Source organism: Tardiphaga sp. 20_F10_N6_6 (assembly GCF_052076045.1).
In the GTDB taxonomy this organism is placed as follows: Bacteria; Pseudomonadota; Alphaproteobacteria; order Rhizobiales; family Xanthobacteraceae; genus Tardiphaga; species Tardiphaga robiniae.
In genome coordinates this window covers 789,046-803,444 of record NZ_CP197239.1, presented here as the reverse complement: position 1 = coordinate 803,444, position 14,399 = coordinate 789,046, and the positions used below count along the sequence as shown (strand labels likewise).

The window sequence follows — 14,399 nt, the reverse complement described above, 5'->3', positions numbered from 1 at the left end:
CGCCGCGCGGCGCTTCGTAATGACGCGGAGTGAGCTGGCAGCAAAGCGGGGCACCATCGCATCGTGACGATGGATGCCTACCGACGATCAGACGCACATGCTGCCGGTAAGGTTGATTGGTTAGGTTAAACCGGTAATTGCATTGACCGCACCTGCAGCCTTGCTCAATTGCCGGCATGATCGACGATGACGACAGCTATGAGTTGAATGACCAGGGCATCCGGGTGCTGATCGGGCTGACCGCGGAAGAGACTGCGGAATTCACCCGCCTTGACGGCACCATCGGTCACGGCCGCCCGCCTGGGATCTCGCTCGAACAATGGGCCCATGCCGAAGACCGGCGCTGGCTCGAACTCTATCAGAAGCACGAAAATGCGCGGCAGCCGTTCTTGCAGACCGGCAAGACCAGGCACTGAGCGCACGGAAGCGCCATTCTCCGACACTACAAACTGGAAGCACTCGGCAAATTAAAAGCCGCGCCAACCCGAAGGTTGACGCGGCCATGGCCGTTCTGTTGCAAGGTGGACCTACCCCGAACGGTTACGCCGCGAGGCGCACTTCGTTCATGCGAACGTTATCGTTTGCATTTAGGTTTTGACCCGATAACGGCGGTATCATGCCGAGCACAATTCACAACTTCTTCGCGGCCATCGATCCTGTTTCGCCCCCGCCTGAGCAGCCCGTGCATTTCACCGTCCGGCGAAATCGACCTCACCTGGATGAGATCGCGAGCTGCTGAGGTGGAGGCGCCGGGTACTGCCCCCGGGTCTGCCCGCAGTCCATTGAGAGGTTCAGCGCCATCGTCTTGCGACGAACCAGATATAGGCGCGATCTCAGGCGAAATCTAGGCTCGGTCCGCCCTGCATTCCGGGCGGAATGCCGCTAGTCCTTCTTGGCGGAACTCTTTTTGGTGGCGGTCTTTTTGGCGGCGCCCTTGGCCGCCTCTGCCCTGGCCGGCTTTTCTTTAGGTGCCTTGATCTTTGCGGGTTTGGCTTCGGCAATCGGAGCTTCGACCGGCGGCAATTCCACAGCCTGAGGCCCTAAACCCTGTGTCTCGACGGTCAGAAGCTCGACCGCCGGCTTCCCGGCAGCCACCTTCTTCGCCGCAGGCGCAAGCTTGCTCTCCGCGGGCGCGGCGGCCTTGCCGGCCTCCTTGATCAGCCGCTGCGCGGCTTCGAATTTGGCCTCGCGCATCGCACGCAAGGCGTCGGCGCGCGGTGTCGGGTTTGCCATGTCGGTCTCCGTCCTCAGAATCGTCAGGCTTTGCTTAGCACGCCCGGCGCCCGGCACCGACCGACCCAAGGGAATTCCCCGTGCCGATGATTTCAGCCCCGGACAGCCGCCCCGGCGCAATCCTCTCTTTCCCTCGGCAGGCCGCTTTGCTAAGCGCTGTCCCACGACGGAAAGGTGGCCGAGTGGTTTAAGGCAGCGGTCTTGAAAACCGCCGTGCCTGCAAGGGTACCGTGGGTTCGAATCCCACCCTTTCCGCCATCACCCGAACTAACAGATTGAGATTGCTAATAAAGTTTTTGACTTTCTCGTTCTGCCCACAAACGAACCCACAAGAGCGCACATATGAAGCCGCGGGTGTTTATCGGATCCTCTGTCGAGCAGTTGGAATTGGCATATGCCATCCAAGACAATCTGCAGCACGACATCGAATCGACGGTTTGGGATCAGGGCGTTTTCGAGCTCTCCCGCACTGCCATGGCTTCCCTTATAGACCAACTCGATGACAGCGATTTCGGCATCTTCGTGCTCGCACCCGATGATGTGACGACGATCAGAAAAACTGACAAATCGACGGTTCGAGACAACGTTGTGTTTGAGCTCGGCTTGTTCATCGGCAGGCTCGGCAGTGAGCGCTGCTTTCTAGTTGTCCCAGCGAACGTCGAAGATCTTCATTTGCCGACAGATTTGCTTGGCATCACACCTGCAAACTTCTCTCCCGATCGACAGGATGGAAATATGCAGGCGGCCCTTGGCTCGGCCTGCAATCGCCTCCGAAAGGCGATAAACCGGCTTGGACGACTGGATCAATCGCCCAAGGCTGCGGCCTCGGCATCAACTGTCATCACAGGGCAGGAAGACTCTGAAGAGCTATGCAATGATCCTGTGGACTGCGAAGCGTTCATCAGATCGTGGATGGGCGCAAGGCCAAGCTCGATGAACATGAGCGCGATCCGATATGCTGAGGTGGATCGCGAGTTAAAACTGGAGCCGGGATCGGCGAGAAAATATATCGAAAAAGCGGCAAGCCATTTTCGGTACGAGGCAGACCTGCAAGGCAAGGAATCTATTACGTTTAAGAAAATGAAGAACGTATCCACCGCTAGCCGGATCTCACGACATTCCGATTGGCTGAACCGCTGAGGAAGGCCCGCCGGAGAACCGGCGGGCCACGCGATAACTAGGCCGCTCGCTTAACCTCAATACCCGTCAGGTGCGAAAGCATCAGGCCGACCATCTGCTCCTCCTTGGTGTTTCCGTCCTCGATCTCGCCAAGCCAGCAGAAGTTAATGATAGCTGAAGCAACAGCACGAAAGCCCGCGAGCGTCGTCGGCTTCAACTCCATCATCTCCTCGAACACGGCCGCCTCCTCGTCCCAAACGGCGCGCAGCGCTCGATCGGCTGCGTCGTAGCCACTTTCCTGTCGAGACTTCGCATGCGCCTCGCGGTGGGTGTCAAGTGCGGCAATGAGTTCGTCGGCTCGCTTCCGCCGCTGCTCATCGCCGAGCGATACGAATAGATCCGAAGGCGCGCCGGCGGGAAGGCTTCGGTTGCTTCTCCAGTTCGATAATCCGAATTCGTCCCACTGCTCCGATGTGCCAATGAAATTCCATTGATGGAATTCGGTGCGACCACGAAGCTTGTCGATGTCGTCCTCCACGCACCATTCTTCCCAACATCCATCGGCTTGGCGCGTGTACGAGCCAACGTCTCCGTCGTCGTAGCGCTTCAGCAAGACGCGCGGTCGTTCTGGCCGTACCCAGGCATCATCGCATTTACCGAGTTCGATCGAGCGCTGCCTGCAGAGGCCTCGAAGCCTTGTGAGCTCATCTGCTAGCGTGATCAGCCTGGCGTCATCTCCTTCGGCCGCGCGCGTTGGTAACGGCAAAAGCTGAACGGCGACTGGCGTTGCCGCCAGCGGTAGCGTGACTAGCTGGTTCATGAGGGTCCTCCGTGTCAGGGCTGAGCCAATCGCTCGAGGAACGAAAGTCGGCGCCCTGCCCTTTGGTTCGCCGTCCACAGATCTGGCCTGGGCCGCGCCTGGGCGGCTATCTGGAATCGCTGGTGGTGGGCATGCTGCTAGGTCGTCCGGCGTGCTGGCGGACTCCCGGCGGGGCGGAAACATAGGTCTGGATAAGGTCATTTTACGTGCTCTGTCATCAAGGGCTTATCAGGGCCTGCGCAGCGGGACGGCCGCTGCAGCCGGGGGCTGATAACTTGCCAGAGCGACAAGCCGGACGCTTTTAAGGGCCGAAACCCTCTGGACAGCACGTCCGCCCCCGGCCAATATGGCAGGGTTCGGATCCGAGCCGCCAAGCTCGTCCGTCGTGAAGGTCGAAAGACCGACACGTTTAGCCGCCTCCTCTCGACGCCAATCGAGCGGGTATTCCTTCAGGAATGTGCGGCGTAGCTCTAGTCCGGGTTATCAGGCCCACGGACATGCTCATCTGATTTGGTTAATAAATCAATCCCCGCGTTGGCGGCATCATCCAGGCGCGTGATTGCCGCGGCGCGCTAAGTGGTGGTATCGCTGGTACATGGCGGGACCAGATCCAGAAGATGTGTTGAGGAAACTTTCGGAGGGTTACCGGACGATTCGCTTTGCCCGAGGCGTCGTCGGAAAAACTGGTCACGCCGCTATAGGATTGCTTACGGTTTGGGCCATCGTCGCTTGGCAGATTGGCGATAACCTAACGAAGAATCTGTCGCTGTTAGCGGTCGGGACGCTCGCGTCGGCTGTTTTTGTCTGGTGGGCGCGGTCAACACAGAAATTTGCTGAGAAGAATCCAGCTCAAGCACTTCTGGAAGGTGCAGAGCTTCTTGAGTACCAAAGATTTGAGGCTGAAACGAAGGGGCTTTCATCCCCCAATGTTTCACCGCGCATTCCAGATCCGACGAAAGATTGGCCTACCATTGACGAACTTCCTGTAAGGCCACTCGACAATGGCTAAATATCTGCAAGTCACATTCAACTTCGAAGGGCGCACGCCGCCAGACAAGGAATTAAAGGTCCTTTTCGATACTGCTATCGATTGGGTCAAGTTCGCGCCTAATGCTTGGCTTTTATATACAGTGACCGCACCAGACGTGTGGTATAAGTATATCAAGCGCGAGATACACCCCGAGGATACAGTCTTCATTTGCGAGATCGATCCGACGGAACGAAGCGGCTTCCTTCAGCAAAACATCTGGGATTGGCTGACCAAAGATCGCAGCGATTGACCTTTGTCAAAAGCACCGAGCCTGCCCTGTTGACCTCAATGATTGTTTCAGCTGCGCAGAAATTCCTGGACGTGCGCGTCGCGCCGAAACCCAAAAAGTAAAAGCCTATCCCCTCTCGGGGCGCTTTCGCGCGCCTTCAGGTTGCAGTAGCTTTTGGCCCATGGGGGATTGGTTGAGATGACAGATTACATTTATGACTCTCGCGGCAATGCCGTGGGCTTTCGTCGAGACCGCTACCTACATGACATGAGAGGCAACGCGGTTGGTCAGGTCAGTGGCAGCGGAGTTCACAGGCTGACCGGAGAATACCTCGGTGAGCTCGATGGCGACATGATCGTCAAGAGCGGCTTCAATCGCGGGAACGTGGGAAACCCAGGCAACCCTGGAAATCCTGGCTCGCCCGGCAACCCGGGAAACCGCGGTAGTGGAAGGAATGCCGGCCGCGACGTGTCCGGCGAAATCTTCCGATGACGTCCGCAGAACAACCCCAAGAAAGTCGCGAGAAAGTAACTGGAGATAAGTCGCCTGCTGCTTTGGAGCTAATCAAGTTCGCTGCATTCCTCGAAGGAGTGCCGCCATCACAAGAAAGAGCGATATCGGATCTCGTGAAGCGCGAAGGCCCCCGGAATGCCCGCACAATCAATCGACCGGCCTTGACGCTGCATTGCCCGAGCCCATCCTGTAAGGGCGACCGCATCTTTCGTTGCACCGATGTCGGGCAAACGTTGCAGGAAGAGAACGCCTTTCGGGATTTCTATTTCACCTATCTATGCTCGAACTGCCGCATGTCGATGAAGATGTTCTCGCTTCGAGTATCAGTCGATGCGAGTTCCGAAGACGCTGGCGCTGCCTACAAGTATGGCGAAAAACCTCCATATGGCCCTCCCACGCCCCCTCGCCTTCTGACCCTGCTTGAGGACCAGCGCGATACCTTCTTGAAGGGGCGACGCTGCGAGTTTCAAAACCTAGGCGTAGGTGCCTTTGGCTATTATCGTCGCGTTGTAGAGCACCAAAAGAATCGCATCATTGATGAGATCATAAGCGTTTCGAAAACCATCGGCGCTTCAGAGGAGAATCTTGCGGCACTGGATGCCGCGCGCAACGAAACGCAATTTTCAAAATCAGTGAGCCTAGTGAAGGATGCACTGCCTCAAACATTGCTGATCAACGGACAGAATCCCCTTACTCTCCTTCACTCCGCTCTAAGTGCAGGGCTGCACGAGCAGCCAGACGAAAAATGCCTCGAGCTGGCTCACGCCATCCGTGTCGTCCTCGCCGAGCTCGCGGAGAAGCTTTCGCAAGCCCTGAAGGACAAGGCCGAGCTTACCGCGGCTTTGTCACTTCTAATGAAGCGGGACTGACCTAGGTGCCCGCGGTCCGCCGGAGCAATCACCATGCGAACACCGATTTTAGAGCTCGACCGCCTCGCCGAGCGGGTGGACGATCTTGCAGCCTTCGTTCATGCCTTCGCGGATCAGTTTGAGGAACCCGCCTTCGACCGAACTGAACGTTGTTTTCGATACAGCAATCCAGGGCTAGCGCACTTTTGTATATTGCGATCGGCACGCGTGGTTAGTGCTCTGTATGCATCAATCTGCCTTGCAAAAGGCGGGTTCTCTCAAGAAATCAACGTTCTTATGCGATCGGTCTTAGAGTTCTGTTCGCAGATAGATTTCGTTCTGCTAAACCTGAAAGATAACAAAGACCCGACGAGCGCCGCGCTAAAATTCATCGACGACTATTTTGCAGATGATTGGAACACCCGAGCGCTGTCTGCCAGGCCGACAAACTTAAAGCAGAAAGATGTTCATCAATCACTAGGGCGACGCTTGGACGAATTTATCGAGGAAGCTAGCAAACCCACCGCAGAGTTGATGTCAAAGTCTTACATGGCGTTCTCTAACTACGTGCATGGCCGGCACGTTGAGAGCATGGATCTTTACGGCGGCACTCCCGGACGATTTCATTTATTCGGGATGTCTGGCACTAAGAAGGATGATGAAACCATCGAAATTCTGGAGGCATTGATAACCACTGCAAACAACTGCTTCATCGGCACGGTTCAGTCTCTACAGCTCCGAAATGTTCTCTCATCAGATAGCACGGTTTCGGAATGGTACAGAAAATCGATAAAGTAACTCTGCATAATCGCTCTTTCGTGTTGGCGAACGTCTCGGCATGTGAATAGCGGGCGCAACCGGTCCGCGACTCCCGGCCGCCTGCCATCCATGCGATGATGCACCCTGATCACGAATTAGGAGATTCAGATGAAGGTTAGTTATTGCGGCATCGGCAGGGTTAGTTTTATTGCAGACGACGGAATCTATGTTGGCGAAGCGCATTTCCAGATTGGCGATGAAAGTCTTCCAGCATCGGTACTAACCAAATGGCACGACCTGAAGATTGAGCTCAGAATCGAAGGCGAACGAACTTGGACCTTCGAGAAAGTGCAGGCTGAGCTCATCGCAAAGGCGAAGCCCCTCTTGTCCTTAGGCTCTGCGCATCTCGACGGGGCAACCGTAGCCTCGCTGTCGCAATACAATGCGCAGGCGGACGCTGAAGAAGCGGCAGCGCGGGACGCTGATATTAAAGCGGCGCTGCGCTAAGGCAGCACCACCACAACGCACTCAGCAGTCACCATCGGCGGGACAATGGAGAACGGCGTCGACGTGCCGCCCTGCGCTGTGCCGCCGAAACCAGACGCGGCCTGCGTAAAGAACGCACCGAGATTGCCGGAGGTGCCTGCAGTATTGGGAAACTGAGTACCCGAACCGGAGTCACCCGTACCAAGGTTCCAACCCGCTTTGGCGGTTAGATTTGCCTGTCCGTCGATAACAAACTGAGCGCTGATTGCACCATTCGTAATCGATCCCGCAGGTGTGTATGGCGGCAAGTTCGGCGTGGTTAAAAACGCCGTCCGATTACCCTGCGTTGAATTGACCGCTGTGGCTCCCAGCAACCGCACAGACGAGGGATCGAAGCCGGCGATCATTCGACCAAGGCAGTCCTTCACGCCGACGGTTGTGGAGTCGCCACCCGTCCCGTAGCCGGTCAGAAACGCGCGCACGGTCTGAGTGCCGTTCGCCGTGGCAGTCTGCGACATGACGATCGTGCTGGAAGTGAAGCTTACGATCGTCGTACCGGCCTGGATCCCAATGCCCTCGATAGGCATGCCGGCTCCGAGACCGATCGTGCTGCCTACCGACGTAATGGTGTTATTTCCGGCGGTCAGCGTTCCGGTTTGTGCCCGAGTCACTGCATTAAAATAGTCCGGGTAGCTCGCACGGGACAGCGCCTGCCCATTTCCAAACACGGTCTTACTGGGCAGGAAACCGTAGTCCCCCATCAATGCCGTGCCGAGCGGAATCGCCGGATTGGTGACACTGCTGCCGTCGATCTTCGAGATGGCCAGGCGCCAGTTGCCAGCGCCGAGATAAAGCGCTTCAGCTAAGTCTCCCGGCGTCGCAACATAGTCCCGCTGACCCGGAAGGATCATGGACGCGGCGTTGTAGGTGATCGGCGTGGCGCTGTTGAAGAACAGCTTCTTGGTCACGCCAACTAGGCACCCCGAGCCAAATCCGGCGATCGTTGTCGTGCCCGTGATTGACTGCAACGCCGATGGCGCTGCGCAGATATCGGTGGTCGTCGCAGCAGCGATCGACGCTGCGCCGCCGCCAATGGGCGGTGACCATAAATGGTTCGCGGCATCGAGCGCGCCGATCACGACCCAAGACGTGCCGTCGTATTGCTTGGCGACGTTCGGCGTCACCGACGTATCAAGCCAAGTCTGCCCCTTCACTGGAGCTGCCGAACAGTCCGTAGCCGGCGGGGATGCGCCTGAATTGCTGGAGATCAGCGCTTGGAAGGCTGCGTTTACCGCCTGCGAGAACGAGAGACCCGAGACCGTGCCGGTGGTCGGCATACAGCCGGAGCCTTGCGCCGCCATCGCTGGGGACGCAAGCGCCAGCCAGGCGAGCGCAACGAGGTGGTGACGCTTCATTTTCGATCTCCAATCATATTGCATGACGCATCGTCCTGTAGAAAGTTTCCGGCGCAGGGCTTTGGTTTCCCCACGTTGAGTGTGATCACTGCGATAATCGCGAACGCAGCTGCGGCGGCGCCCACGAGCATCGCTTTACGTTTTGATTCAGCTCGCATTGTTGAGCATCCCTCTCGATCTCGAGTGATATGAGAGCCGTTCATCGATCACTGGAACGATCGCCGCTTTGACGGCTTCAGCAATTGCGCCGGCGTCGTCCGTGCCGGTACCTTCCGGCACGTTGACGTTGACGGTAATGCTGACATCGCCGGCGGATGTAGATGGTCCACCGGCTTGACCACCGACCATCGACACACCGAGCCGGCCGTCGCTGCCGCGACGCAACGGCATGACAGCTTCCTCACCGGCTTCGGCCATGACGCCATTGGCCATGGCGCCGCCGTTGCGGAACTGGAAGAACGTCGGCGCGCTGAATACCTGGTTGGTGAACGCTCCGCCGCTCCTGAACGGGATGACGTTCGAGCCGCTGAACGCGTTTCCGTTCGCGTTGGCGACAGGCCCCATGAAGTCGCTAGCGCCAGGCAGCGGCAGCCCGCCGCCGCCGAATAGACCCTGCATCGATCGCATGATGGGAGCGACGATCAGCATCTTCACCAGCATCTCGTTCAGAGCGCGGACGAACGCTCGAGACATGTCGCCGGCACCGGCACCGAGCGATTTCGTGCTGTCCAGCACGTCCGCGATTCCTGTGTTGAGTGTCCCAGACATGGAGTTCGCGAGCCCGCTCAAGGCCGTGTTCGTTCTCAACCCCGATGCCTCGACGCTGGCCAATGCCGTCGCGACGTCCGGATAAAGCCCTCGCAATTGTGTGGCGATCTGCACGTCCTCTGCTGAAAGGAGTGATGTGCGCCCGCCAAAGCTCACCTGGTCCGCGATACGCTTTCGTTCGGCCGCCATGGTCGCGTCGCCGAGCGCCGCTGCCTGGGCGCGGATCTGCTCGATGTCCTGCGCAGTCAGCGATTGCTTGTTACGAAGAGCCTCAGCCAGCCGAGTCTGCACAGCGGTGAATTCAGCGGCGGCACCGACCGACATTCCGATCGTTTCAGTCTGAATGCGCGTCGCATCCGTCTGCTGCTTTAGAACCGTGATCCCTAGCGCTTGCTCTCGCGCGAGGGCCAACACTGCGGCACGCTGCTTCTCGGAGATATCGACTCCGGCTAGGTGAGCCTGATCGAGGGCGATCTCTGCTGCACGAACCTGCTGGCTGGTGGTTGCTGTGACACCCAGTAGCCCGATGCGCTGCGACTCTATGCCGAGAAGTTTGGCGGTGTCGGCTGTGAGCTTCGTTCGGTTGCCGGATGCGACGCGGTCGTTCTCCGCCGTGACTAGGCTGAAGGATCCCTCGAGACGTCGCTGCGGATCGTTTGCGGCCGCGCCTGGCGCCCCGATGTTGGCGACCGTTCGGCCAAGCCCGATCAGCGGGCCGACCAATGGCAGGAATGTGCCGATCGTCAGCAGCTTCGAAAACAGCGGACTGTCGCTCAGCCGGCCGAAGCCGTCTAAGCTCTCGGCAATCCATGATCTGAACTTCAGCGAGATGTTGGTGGATGCGACGGACCAGCGCTCGTCGAATTGGGCCGCAGATCGAATGAGCTTGTCGTCAATGACGCCGCCGGCGAGTCTGGCATCTTCCATCGCCAGCTTCAGGGCCGCGCCGCCTTGCTCGAGATACTTGACCATCTCTCGCGTCGGCGAAAGTCCAAGCTGCTGCACGATCAAGAATTTGTCCTGCTCGGTCCGCGCGTTCCGGACTAGGTCCGCACCTTGGGCAAGGATGTCGGTCAAGCCCTTCGCGTTGCCGGCCTGCGTTCTCAGCGAGACGCCGTTTGAGGCGAAGAGCTGCGAGAGATCCGTAGAATATTTGAGCGCCTGGTTTAGCCCGGCGGCGAGCCCCTGAGCCGCGTTAGCGCCATCATCGGCCGAGAGCCCCTTATAGCGACCGGCGGCCAAGATCAGTTGCAGGTCGCCGCTTGACGTATTGGTGCGTCGCGCAGTATCGCCGAGATCACCCATTTCCTTGCGCAGGTTGCCGATCGCTTGGGCTGCGGCGATGACACCCGCGACAACTGTGACGCCGCCGATCGCGGCCAGTGCGCCACCGACGGTTCGGGCACCCGAGGTGAAAATTTGGCTGACCTGGGTTCCTTGTTGCGCGAGGATTGTCAGCGGGCTCTGCCCGCTCACAAGGCCACCCATTATGTCGTTGACCTGATACGAAAGCTGTCCAAGCTTCTGGGCGGCCGAGCTCCCGGATTTGCCGAGCTGATCCGTCTGATTTCCGGCGTTGCGTATCGCCACAACTTGCGAGGCGAAAGCATCCTTGGTTCGTTGCAGCGCCGCGGCCCGCTCTGTCTCGGTTAGCGCGGTTCGCGCCTCAATCGAATTCAGGTCTTTTAAGGTCGTCAGATATTGCTGCTGAGCGGCATACAGCGGAGCATATTTAGCGCGCAAATTGTTCAGGGAGACGCCAAGTGCCTCGATGTCTGCCGCGCGGGATGCTGAATTGTCGTTTGCTGAAGCTCCAATCCCGAACTGTGACTCGATACGTATCTGGACCTGCTGCACTGCCGTTAGACGTTTTACGGCGGACTCGAGGTCCGCGGCAAAACGTGCCTGGGCCTCGAGGCGCGAATTGGCCTGGTCGACCGCAGGGGCGATGGAGACGAAGCCTCTTTCCGCTAGCGCGATGGCATCGGCGGTTAACCCGAATTTCTTGTATGCCGCGTCGAGGAGCACGTTGGCCCGATCGAGTCCCATGCCGCGATCGACGGCATTGCCGATCTGCCGGATTGTCAGATCAAACTTCGAACCGGCGCTATACCCGTCAAGCAGTGAAGCGCTAAGCTTCGACATGCCGGGGACGACCTTCGCCACCGCGGCGTCGACCTGAGCCAGCGAAGCATTGCGCGCCTTGTCGGCCGCGATCATCTGCTGATCGGCGGCAACCTTCTGAGCAGCGCCGCGAACATAGCCGGCGGCGTCGAAATCAGAGGTGACCCTGAGCGAGGAAAGCGCGACTGTCATCGGGGTTGTCTCAACGACGGGAGTGCCAGCGGCCGTAGATCGAACGCTTCCGGCTTATGCGTTCTCCGGTGTGACCTGACCTTGAACTCAAAGCGGTCCCCGCGGCTGGGTAGCGAAAGTCCCGCGCCGGTGAATGTGCCTAAATGGCAAAACACGTCACGCGACCGATCAACCGCACCGTCTGGACGGATGTATCCAGAGCACTTCTCGTCGTTCCAATGGCAGATGTAACCCGCCTTCGTCGATTGTGGCTCAACGGACATTGTCACGACTGCTCCAGGATTTTGAGCCGGCGGAGCCGGTCCGCAGATTCGCGTTCCTGCGGTGTCATCGCCTCGAGCTCGAGTCGCCGGCGACGAAATGCAATCCGGTCGGCGTCGATAATCTGTGCCGTGGCGCTCGTCGACGACGATCCGCTGAGTCCGACCGCGTCTCTTAGCGTGCCGATGCGATCGACCATGCCGGCCGCGCGAGCGGCGTCTGCCCTAAGTGTACGCCCTTTGCCGAAATTGCTGCGTACAGTGGCTGCGCTGACGCGGCGCCCGCTTGCGACTGCGGAGATAAACCGGTCTGCGACTTTATCGACTCCATCTTGCATATGGGCTCGCGCAACAGCGCTGAGCGGCTCGAAGGAATTGGCTTCCACCTTGAATGGGCTGGCCCTGCTGACGATGAATGTGGGCTGGATGCCGGCGACGCCGAGTGCGCGGGAAACATCGGTGTGCAGGCACAGCACTCCAATGCTTCCAACTTCGCCGGATGTGGTCATTGTAATCTGAGGTGCTTGAGACGCGAGCCAGTATCCGGCACTTGCCGCCAGGCCATCGACAAATGCCGCCATCGGCTTGACCTTGGCCGCCGCTGCAATATCTGCACCCAGTTCGTCGCAGCCAGTAGCAGCACCACCGGGAGAGTCGACATACAACAAGATTTTGGAGACAGATCGATCGGACAGCGCTTCATACAGTTTTCCGCGAATTGCGGCGTAGTTGGAGAAGCCAAAGTAATCCGACATCATCCCGCCATTTCGCATCAGCGGACCTGTAATCCCGACGACGGCGATCCCAGCTGGGGCGCCGTTGGAATTGTGTGCCGGTGCTGCCATGCGCTCGCCCCGCGCCATTAGCGCGACCATGCCGCTAAGCCGTGTCGGCTCAATTGCCCAGGCCTGGGACTCGGCACGGAGCATCGCCCAGACATCGCCGTGGTCGCGCGGGCTCATGGACGCGCCCCCAATGCGACAAACGGCGACTGCGTATTGGCCGAGTTGTCCGGGGTTATCGTCGTCTTCCATGCCGGCGCGCCATCGACGCGATAGCGAAACTTAAATGCCGATTCATCGGTGAGAAAACGAACATGAATTGAGCTGAGTAAGTTCGGTTCTCGTTCGGCAAGAAGGTACTGACTGAAATCAGCCAGCAGAATATCCCCGCTGCCACCTAGGGCTGCTGTGTGCTCACAGAGCTCGACCGGAATTTGGTGCAGGAGCCGCTCCCGGTCCGGACCGGTCTCGATCAGGGTGGAGCCGTCCTCGCCCTCCAGCGCCATGACGCGGCCGAGCACGTCGTTGGACATTAGCCAAATTGCCCGCTGGTGCGATGGACCCCAGAGCCGGCTGACCATATTCGACAGATTCGCTACACTCACCGTGCCGGCCGCTTGGCCCGCGTCCTTATCGACGGTGATCAGTGCCGGCGACTTCATGACGCCAAGCGGCAATCCGGCGCCAGTGCCGTTTATTACTTCCTTCTCGATTTTGAATGCGGCTGCCAACCCGAAGAGGCGCTCGATCGTCGCGGCCAGAACTGGCGCGTCCTCGAGCAACTCATCAGTCGTGTAGATCAATGAAAGCATTTTGCGGAGCGAAAGCTTTATCTGCTCGATTTCGAAGCCAGTCTGAGCAATTGGCGCGGCTTCTTCTGTCCAGAACGTCTGAACTCCGCCGAACCGGGCCGCTCCCCCATCTGTGATTGCAGGCAGCCGAGCCTCTTTGCCCTTAGTCATGGGGAGCCGGTCACAGCGGGCGAGAATCGACCCGGTTGCGAATACGCGAGCCCAGAGGCGCTCTATGAAATCTTCCGGAACTAGGTACCCGCCTTGATTTCCGAAACCTTCGTGATGTCCAAGGGCAACCGCCTGCATGACTAGACGAGCATCGCGCAGATCGCCTCCATCGGCATCTTGGCGCGCGACCGCCTGCAAGAATGCTGAAAACTCGTCGAATGTCTCGGTGAGCAGCTGCCGGTTCACGCGTTGACTCCAAAATTACGCACGCGGCGAGCCCAGACAGCGGCGATGCTGTCCCATCGACTCAGATCCATCTGGCTGAGGTCGCGCGAGATATCAGGCAGGTGAATTGACGTCGGCTCCGGCGACGTTGCGGCGTATTCCGCACGGATGTCCCGTTCGGCCTGCAGCGCGGCGCTCAGTGCGTCGATCGCTGCTACGATCTGCTTGGTCGCTTCCAGGTGCCGATCGCGAAAGGTCATTGCGATCTGCGCGGCCATCGCGTTGCGCGCCGCGATGAATGCCTCATGGGCGCGCGTGTGTTTTGGTTGCAGTACGGCGAAGTCGAACTCAAGTGATTCGAGGTCAGCAGCAGCCTTGAGTGGGCTGCGCCGGGTCGCTGTGATCAGATCGATAACGGTCTCAGCTAGGTCGCGCGAGCGCTCGGGTATATCCGAGAACGGAGCGAAGTTGCTTGCGAGCTGGCGCCGTTCGATCTCAGCGCGCAGTTCACGCATCCGGGCATTGATGTCGCGCCAAGCAGACTCGGCGGCCACGTAATCGGCGGCCACATCGGGCGCCGGTGGATCTGGCTTCACGGCAAGGGCAGATTTCATAACGACCTCATCTGAACGTT

At 58.8% G+C, this 14,399-nt stretch carries 15 protein-coding genes, 1 tRNA gene and 1 other RNA gene; 9 read left to right on the top strand and 8 right to left on the bottom strand.

What is annotated here, in order from left to right:
- Positions 1–176: 176 nt before the first annotated feature.
- Complete coding sequence (locus AB7813_RS03755; protein WP_439063862.1) at positions 177–416, top strand: hypothetical protein; 240 nt, start codon at positions 177–179, stop codon at positions 414–416.
- A gap of 82 nt (positions 417–498) precedes the next feature.
- On the opposite strand, the gene ssrA is transcribed toward AB7813_RS03755, so the two are convergent.
- Positions 499–851: a transfer-messenger RNA gene (gene ssrA, locus AB7813_RS03750) on the bottom strand.
- A 31-nt stretch (positions 852–882) separates the two neighbouring features.
- Positions 883–1,233, bottom strand: coding sequence for a hypothetical protein (locus tag AB7813_RS03745; RefSeq protein ID WP_439083461.1), 351 nt, complete (start codon positions 1,231–1,233; stop codon positions 883–885).
- A 168-nt stretch (positions 1,234–1,401) separates the two neighbouring features.
- On the opposite strand from AB7813_RS03745, the gene AB7813_RS03740 reads away from it, so the two are divergent.
- Positions 1,402–1,491, top strand: a tRNA-Ser gene (locus AB7813_RS03740).
- An 84-nt stretch (positions 1,492–1,575) separates the two neighbouring features.
- Positions 1,576–2,373 carry a TIR domain-containing protein gene (locus tag AB7813_RS03735; RefSeq protein ID WP_441227902.1) on the top strand — a complete coding sequence of 266 codons (798 nt, stop codon included), beginning with the start codon at positions 1,576–1,578 and terminating at the stop codon, positions 2,371–2,373.
- 37 nt (positions 2,374–2,410) lie between these two features.
- Here AB7813_RS03735 and AB7813_RS03730 read toward each other — a convergent pair whose 3' ends face one another.
- Complete coding sequence (locus tag AB7813_RS03730) at positions 2,411–3,172, bottom strand: hypothetical protein (protein ID WP_441227901.1); 762 nt, start codon at positions 3,170–3,172, stop codon at positions 2,411–2,413.
- Between the two features lie 595 nt (positions 3,173–3,767).
- Here AB7813_RS03730 and AB7813_RS03725 point away from each other — a divergent pair.
- From AB7813_RS03725 to AB7813_RS03700, 6 genes are all read left to right on the top strand, one after another.
- A complete protein-coding gene (locus tag AB7813_RS03725; protein WP_441227900.1) occupies positions 3,768–4,181 on the top strand; it encodes a hypothetical protein in 414 nt (137 codons plus the stop codon).
- A complete protein-coding gene (locus AB7813_RS03720) occupies positions 4,174–4,452 on the top strand; it encodes a hypothetical protein (RefSeq protein ID WP_441227899.1) in 279 nt (92 codons plus the stop codon). Before AB7813_RS03725 ends, AB7813_RS03720 begins: the two co-directional genes overlap by 8 nt.
- A 177-nt stretch (positions 4,453–4,629) precedes the next feature.
- Positions 4,630–4,923 (top strand): 4-fold beta flower protein, encoded by a 294-nt coding sequence (locus AB7813_RS03715; protein WP_441227898.1) that lies wholly within the window; start codon positions 4,630–4,632, stop codon positions 4,921–4,923.
- Positions 4,920–5,813, top strand: a complete 894-nt coding sequence (locus tag AB7813_RS03710) for a hypothetical protein (RefSeq protein WP_441227897.1) — start codon at positions 4,920–4,922, stop codon at positions 5,811–5,813. The genes AB7813_RS03715 and AB7813_RS03710 overlap by 4 nt, the downstream gene beginning before the upstream one ends.
- Before the next feature lie 33 nt (positions 5,814–5,846).
- The gene (locus AB7813_RS03705) at positions 5,847–6,590 is read left to right on the top strand and encodes a hypothetical protein (protein ID WP_441227896.1); all 744 of its coding nucleotides are present in this window, start codon (positions 5,847–5,849) and stop codon (positions 6,588–6,590) included.
- 129 nt (positions 6,591–6,719) lie between these two features.
- Positions 6,720–7,058: a hypothetical protein gene (locus AB7813_RS03700; RefSeq protein ID WP_441227895.1), complete on the top strand. Its 339-nt coding sequence runs from the start codon at positions 6,720–6,722 to the stop codon at positions 7,056–7,058.
- Here AB7813_RS03700 and AB7813_RS03695 read toward each other — a convergent pair.
- The 5 genes from AB7813_RS03695 to AB7813_RS03675 form a co-directional block, all read right to left on the bottom strand.
- On the bottom strand, positions 7,055–8,452 hold the full coding sequence (locus AB7813_RS03695; RefSeq protein WP_441227894.1) for a hypothetical protein: 1,398 nt from the start codon (positions 8,450–8,452) through the stop codon (positions 7,055–7,057). The two genes, AB7813_RS03700 and AB7813_RS03695, sit on opposite strands and share 4 nt — an antisense overlap.
- 147 nt (positions 8,453–8,599) lie before the next feature.
- The gene (locus AB7813_RS03690) at positions 8,600–11,536 is read right to left on the bottom strand and encodes a phage tail length tape measure family protein (RefSeq protein ID WP_441227893.1); all 2,937 of its coding nucleotides are present in this window, start codon (positions 11,534–11,536) and stop codon (positions 8,600–8,602) included.
- Positions 11,537–11,801: 265 nt separating this feature from the next.
- Positions 11,802–12,758: a S49 family peptidase gene (locus AB7813_RS03685; protein WP_441227892.1), complete on the bottom strand. Its 957-nt coding sequence runs from the start codon at positions 12,756–12,758 to the stop codon at positions 11,802–11,804.
- Positions 12,755–13,786 (bottom strand): phage major capsid protein, encoded by a 1,032-nt coding sequence (locus tag AB7813_RS03680; protein ID WP_441227891.1) that lies wholly within the window; start codon positions 13,784–13,786, stop codon positions 12,755–12,757. Before AB7813_RS03680 ends, AB7813_RS03685 begins: the two co-directional genes overlap by 4 nt.
- Positions 13,783–14,379, bottom strand: coding sequence for a hypothetical protein (locus AB7813_RS03675; RefSeq protein WP_441227890.1), 597 nt, complete (start codon positions 14,377–14,379; stop codon positions 13,783–13,785). Before AB7813_RS03675 ends, AB7813_RS03680 begins: the two co-directional genes overlap by 4 nt.
- Between the last annotated feature and the right edge of the window lie 20 nt (positions 14,380–14,399).

Coding starts and splice junctions, on each gene's coding strand:
- AB7813_RS03725 (WP_441227900.1), top strand. CDS start 3,768: ATGGCGGGACCAGATCCAGAAGATGTGTTGAGGAAACTTTCGGAGGGT.
- AB7813_RS03730 (WP_441227901.1), bottom strand. CDS start 3,172: ATGAACCAGCTAGTCACGCTACCGCTGGCGGCAACGCCAGTCGCCGTT.
- AB7813_RS03755 (WP_439063862.1), top strand. CDS start 177: ATGATCGACGATGACGACAGCTATGAGTTGAATGACCAGGGCATCCGG.
- AB7813_RS03715 (WP_441227898.1), top strand. CDS start 4,630: ATGACAGATTACATTTATGACTCTCGCGGCAATGCCGTGGGCTTTCGT.
- AB7813_RS03705 (WP_441227896.1), top strand. CDS start 5,847: ATGCGAACACCGATTTTAGAGCTCGACCGCCTCGCCGAGCGGGTGGAC.
- AB7813_RS03735 (WP_441227902.1), top strand. CDS start 1,576: ATGAAGCCGCGGGTGTTTATCGGATCCTCTGTCGAGCAGTTGGAATTG.
- AB7813_RS03675 (WP_441227890.1), bottom strand. CDS start 14,379: ATGAAATCTGCCCTTGCCGTGAAGCCAGATCCACCGGCGCCCGATGTG.
- AB7813_RS03690 (WP_441227893.1), bottom strand. CDS start 11,536: ATGACAGTCGCGCTTTCCTCGCTCAGGGTCACCTCTGATTTCGACGCC.
- AB7813_RS03700 (WP_441227895.1), top strand. CDS start 6,720: ATGAAGGTTAGTTATTGCGGCATCGGCAGGGTTAGTTTTATTGCAGAC.
- AB7813_RS03695 (WP_441227894.1), bottom strand. CDS start 8,452: ATGAAGCGTCACCACCTCGTTGCGCTCGCCTGGCTGGCGCTTGCGTCC.
- AB7813_RS03685 (WP_441227892.1), bottom strand. CDS start 12,758: ATGAGCCCGCGCGACCACGGCGATGTCTGGGCGATGCTCCGTGCCGAG.
- AB7813_RS03720 (WP_441227899.1), top strand. CDS start 4,174: ATGGCTAAATATCTGCAAGTCACATTCAACTTCGAAGGGCGCACGCCG.
- AB7813_RS03710 (WP_441227897.1), top strand. CDS start 4,920: ATGACGTCCGCAGAACAACCCCAAGAAAGTCGCGAGAAAGTAACTGGA.
- AB7813_RS03745 (WP_439083461.1), bottom strand. CDS start 1,233: ATGGCAAACCCGACACCGCGCGCCGACGCCTTGCGTGCGATGCGCGAG.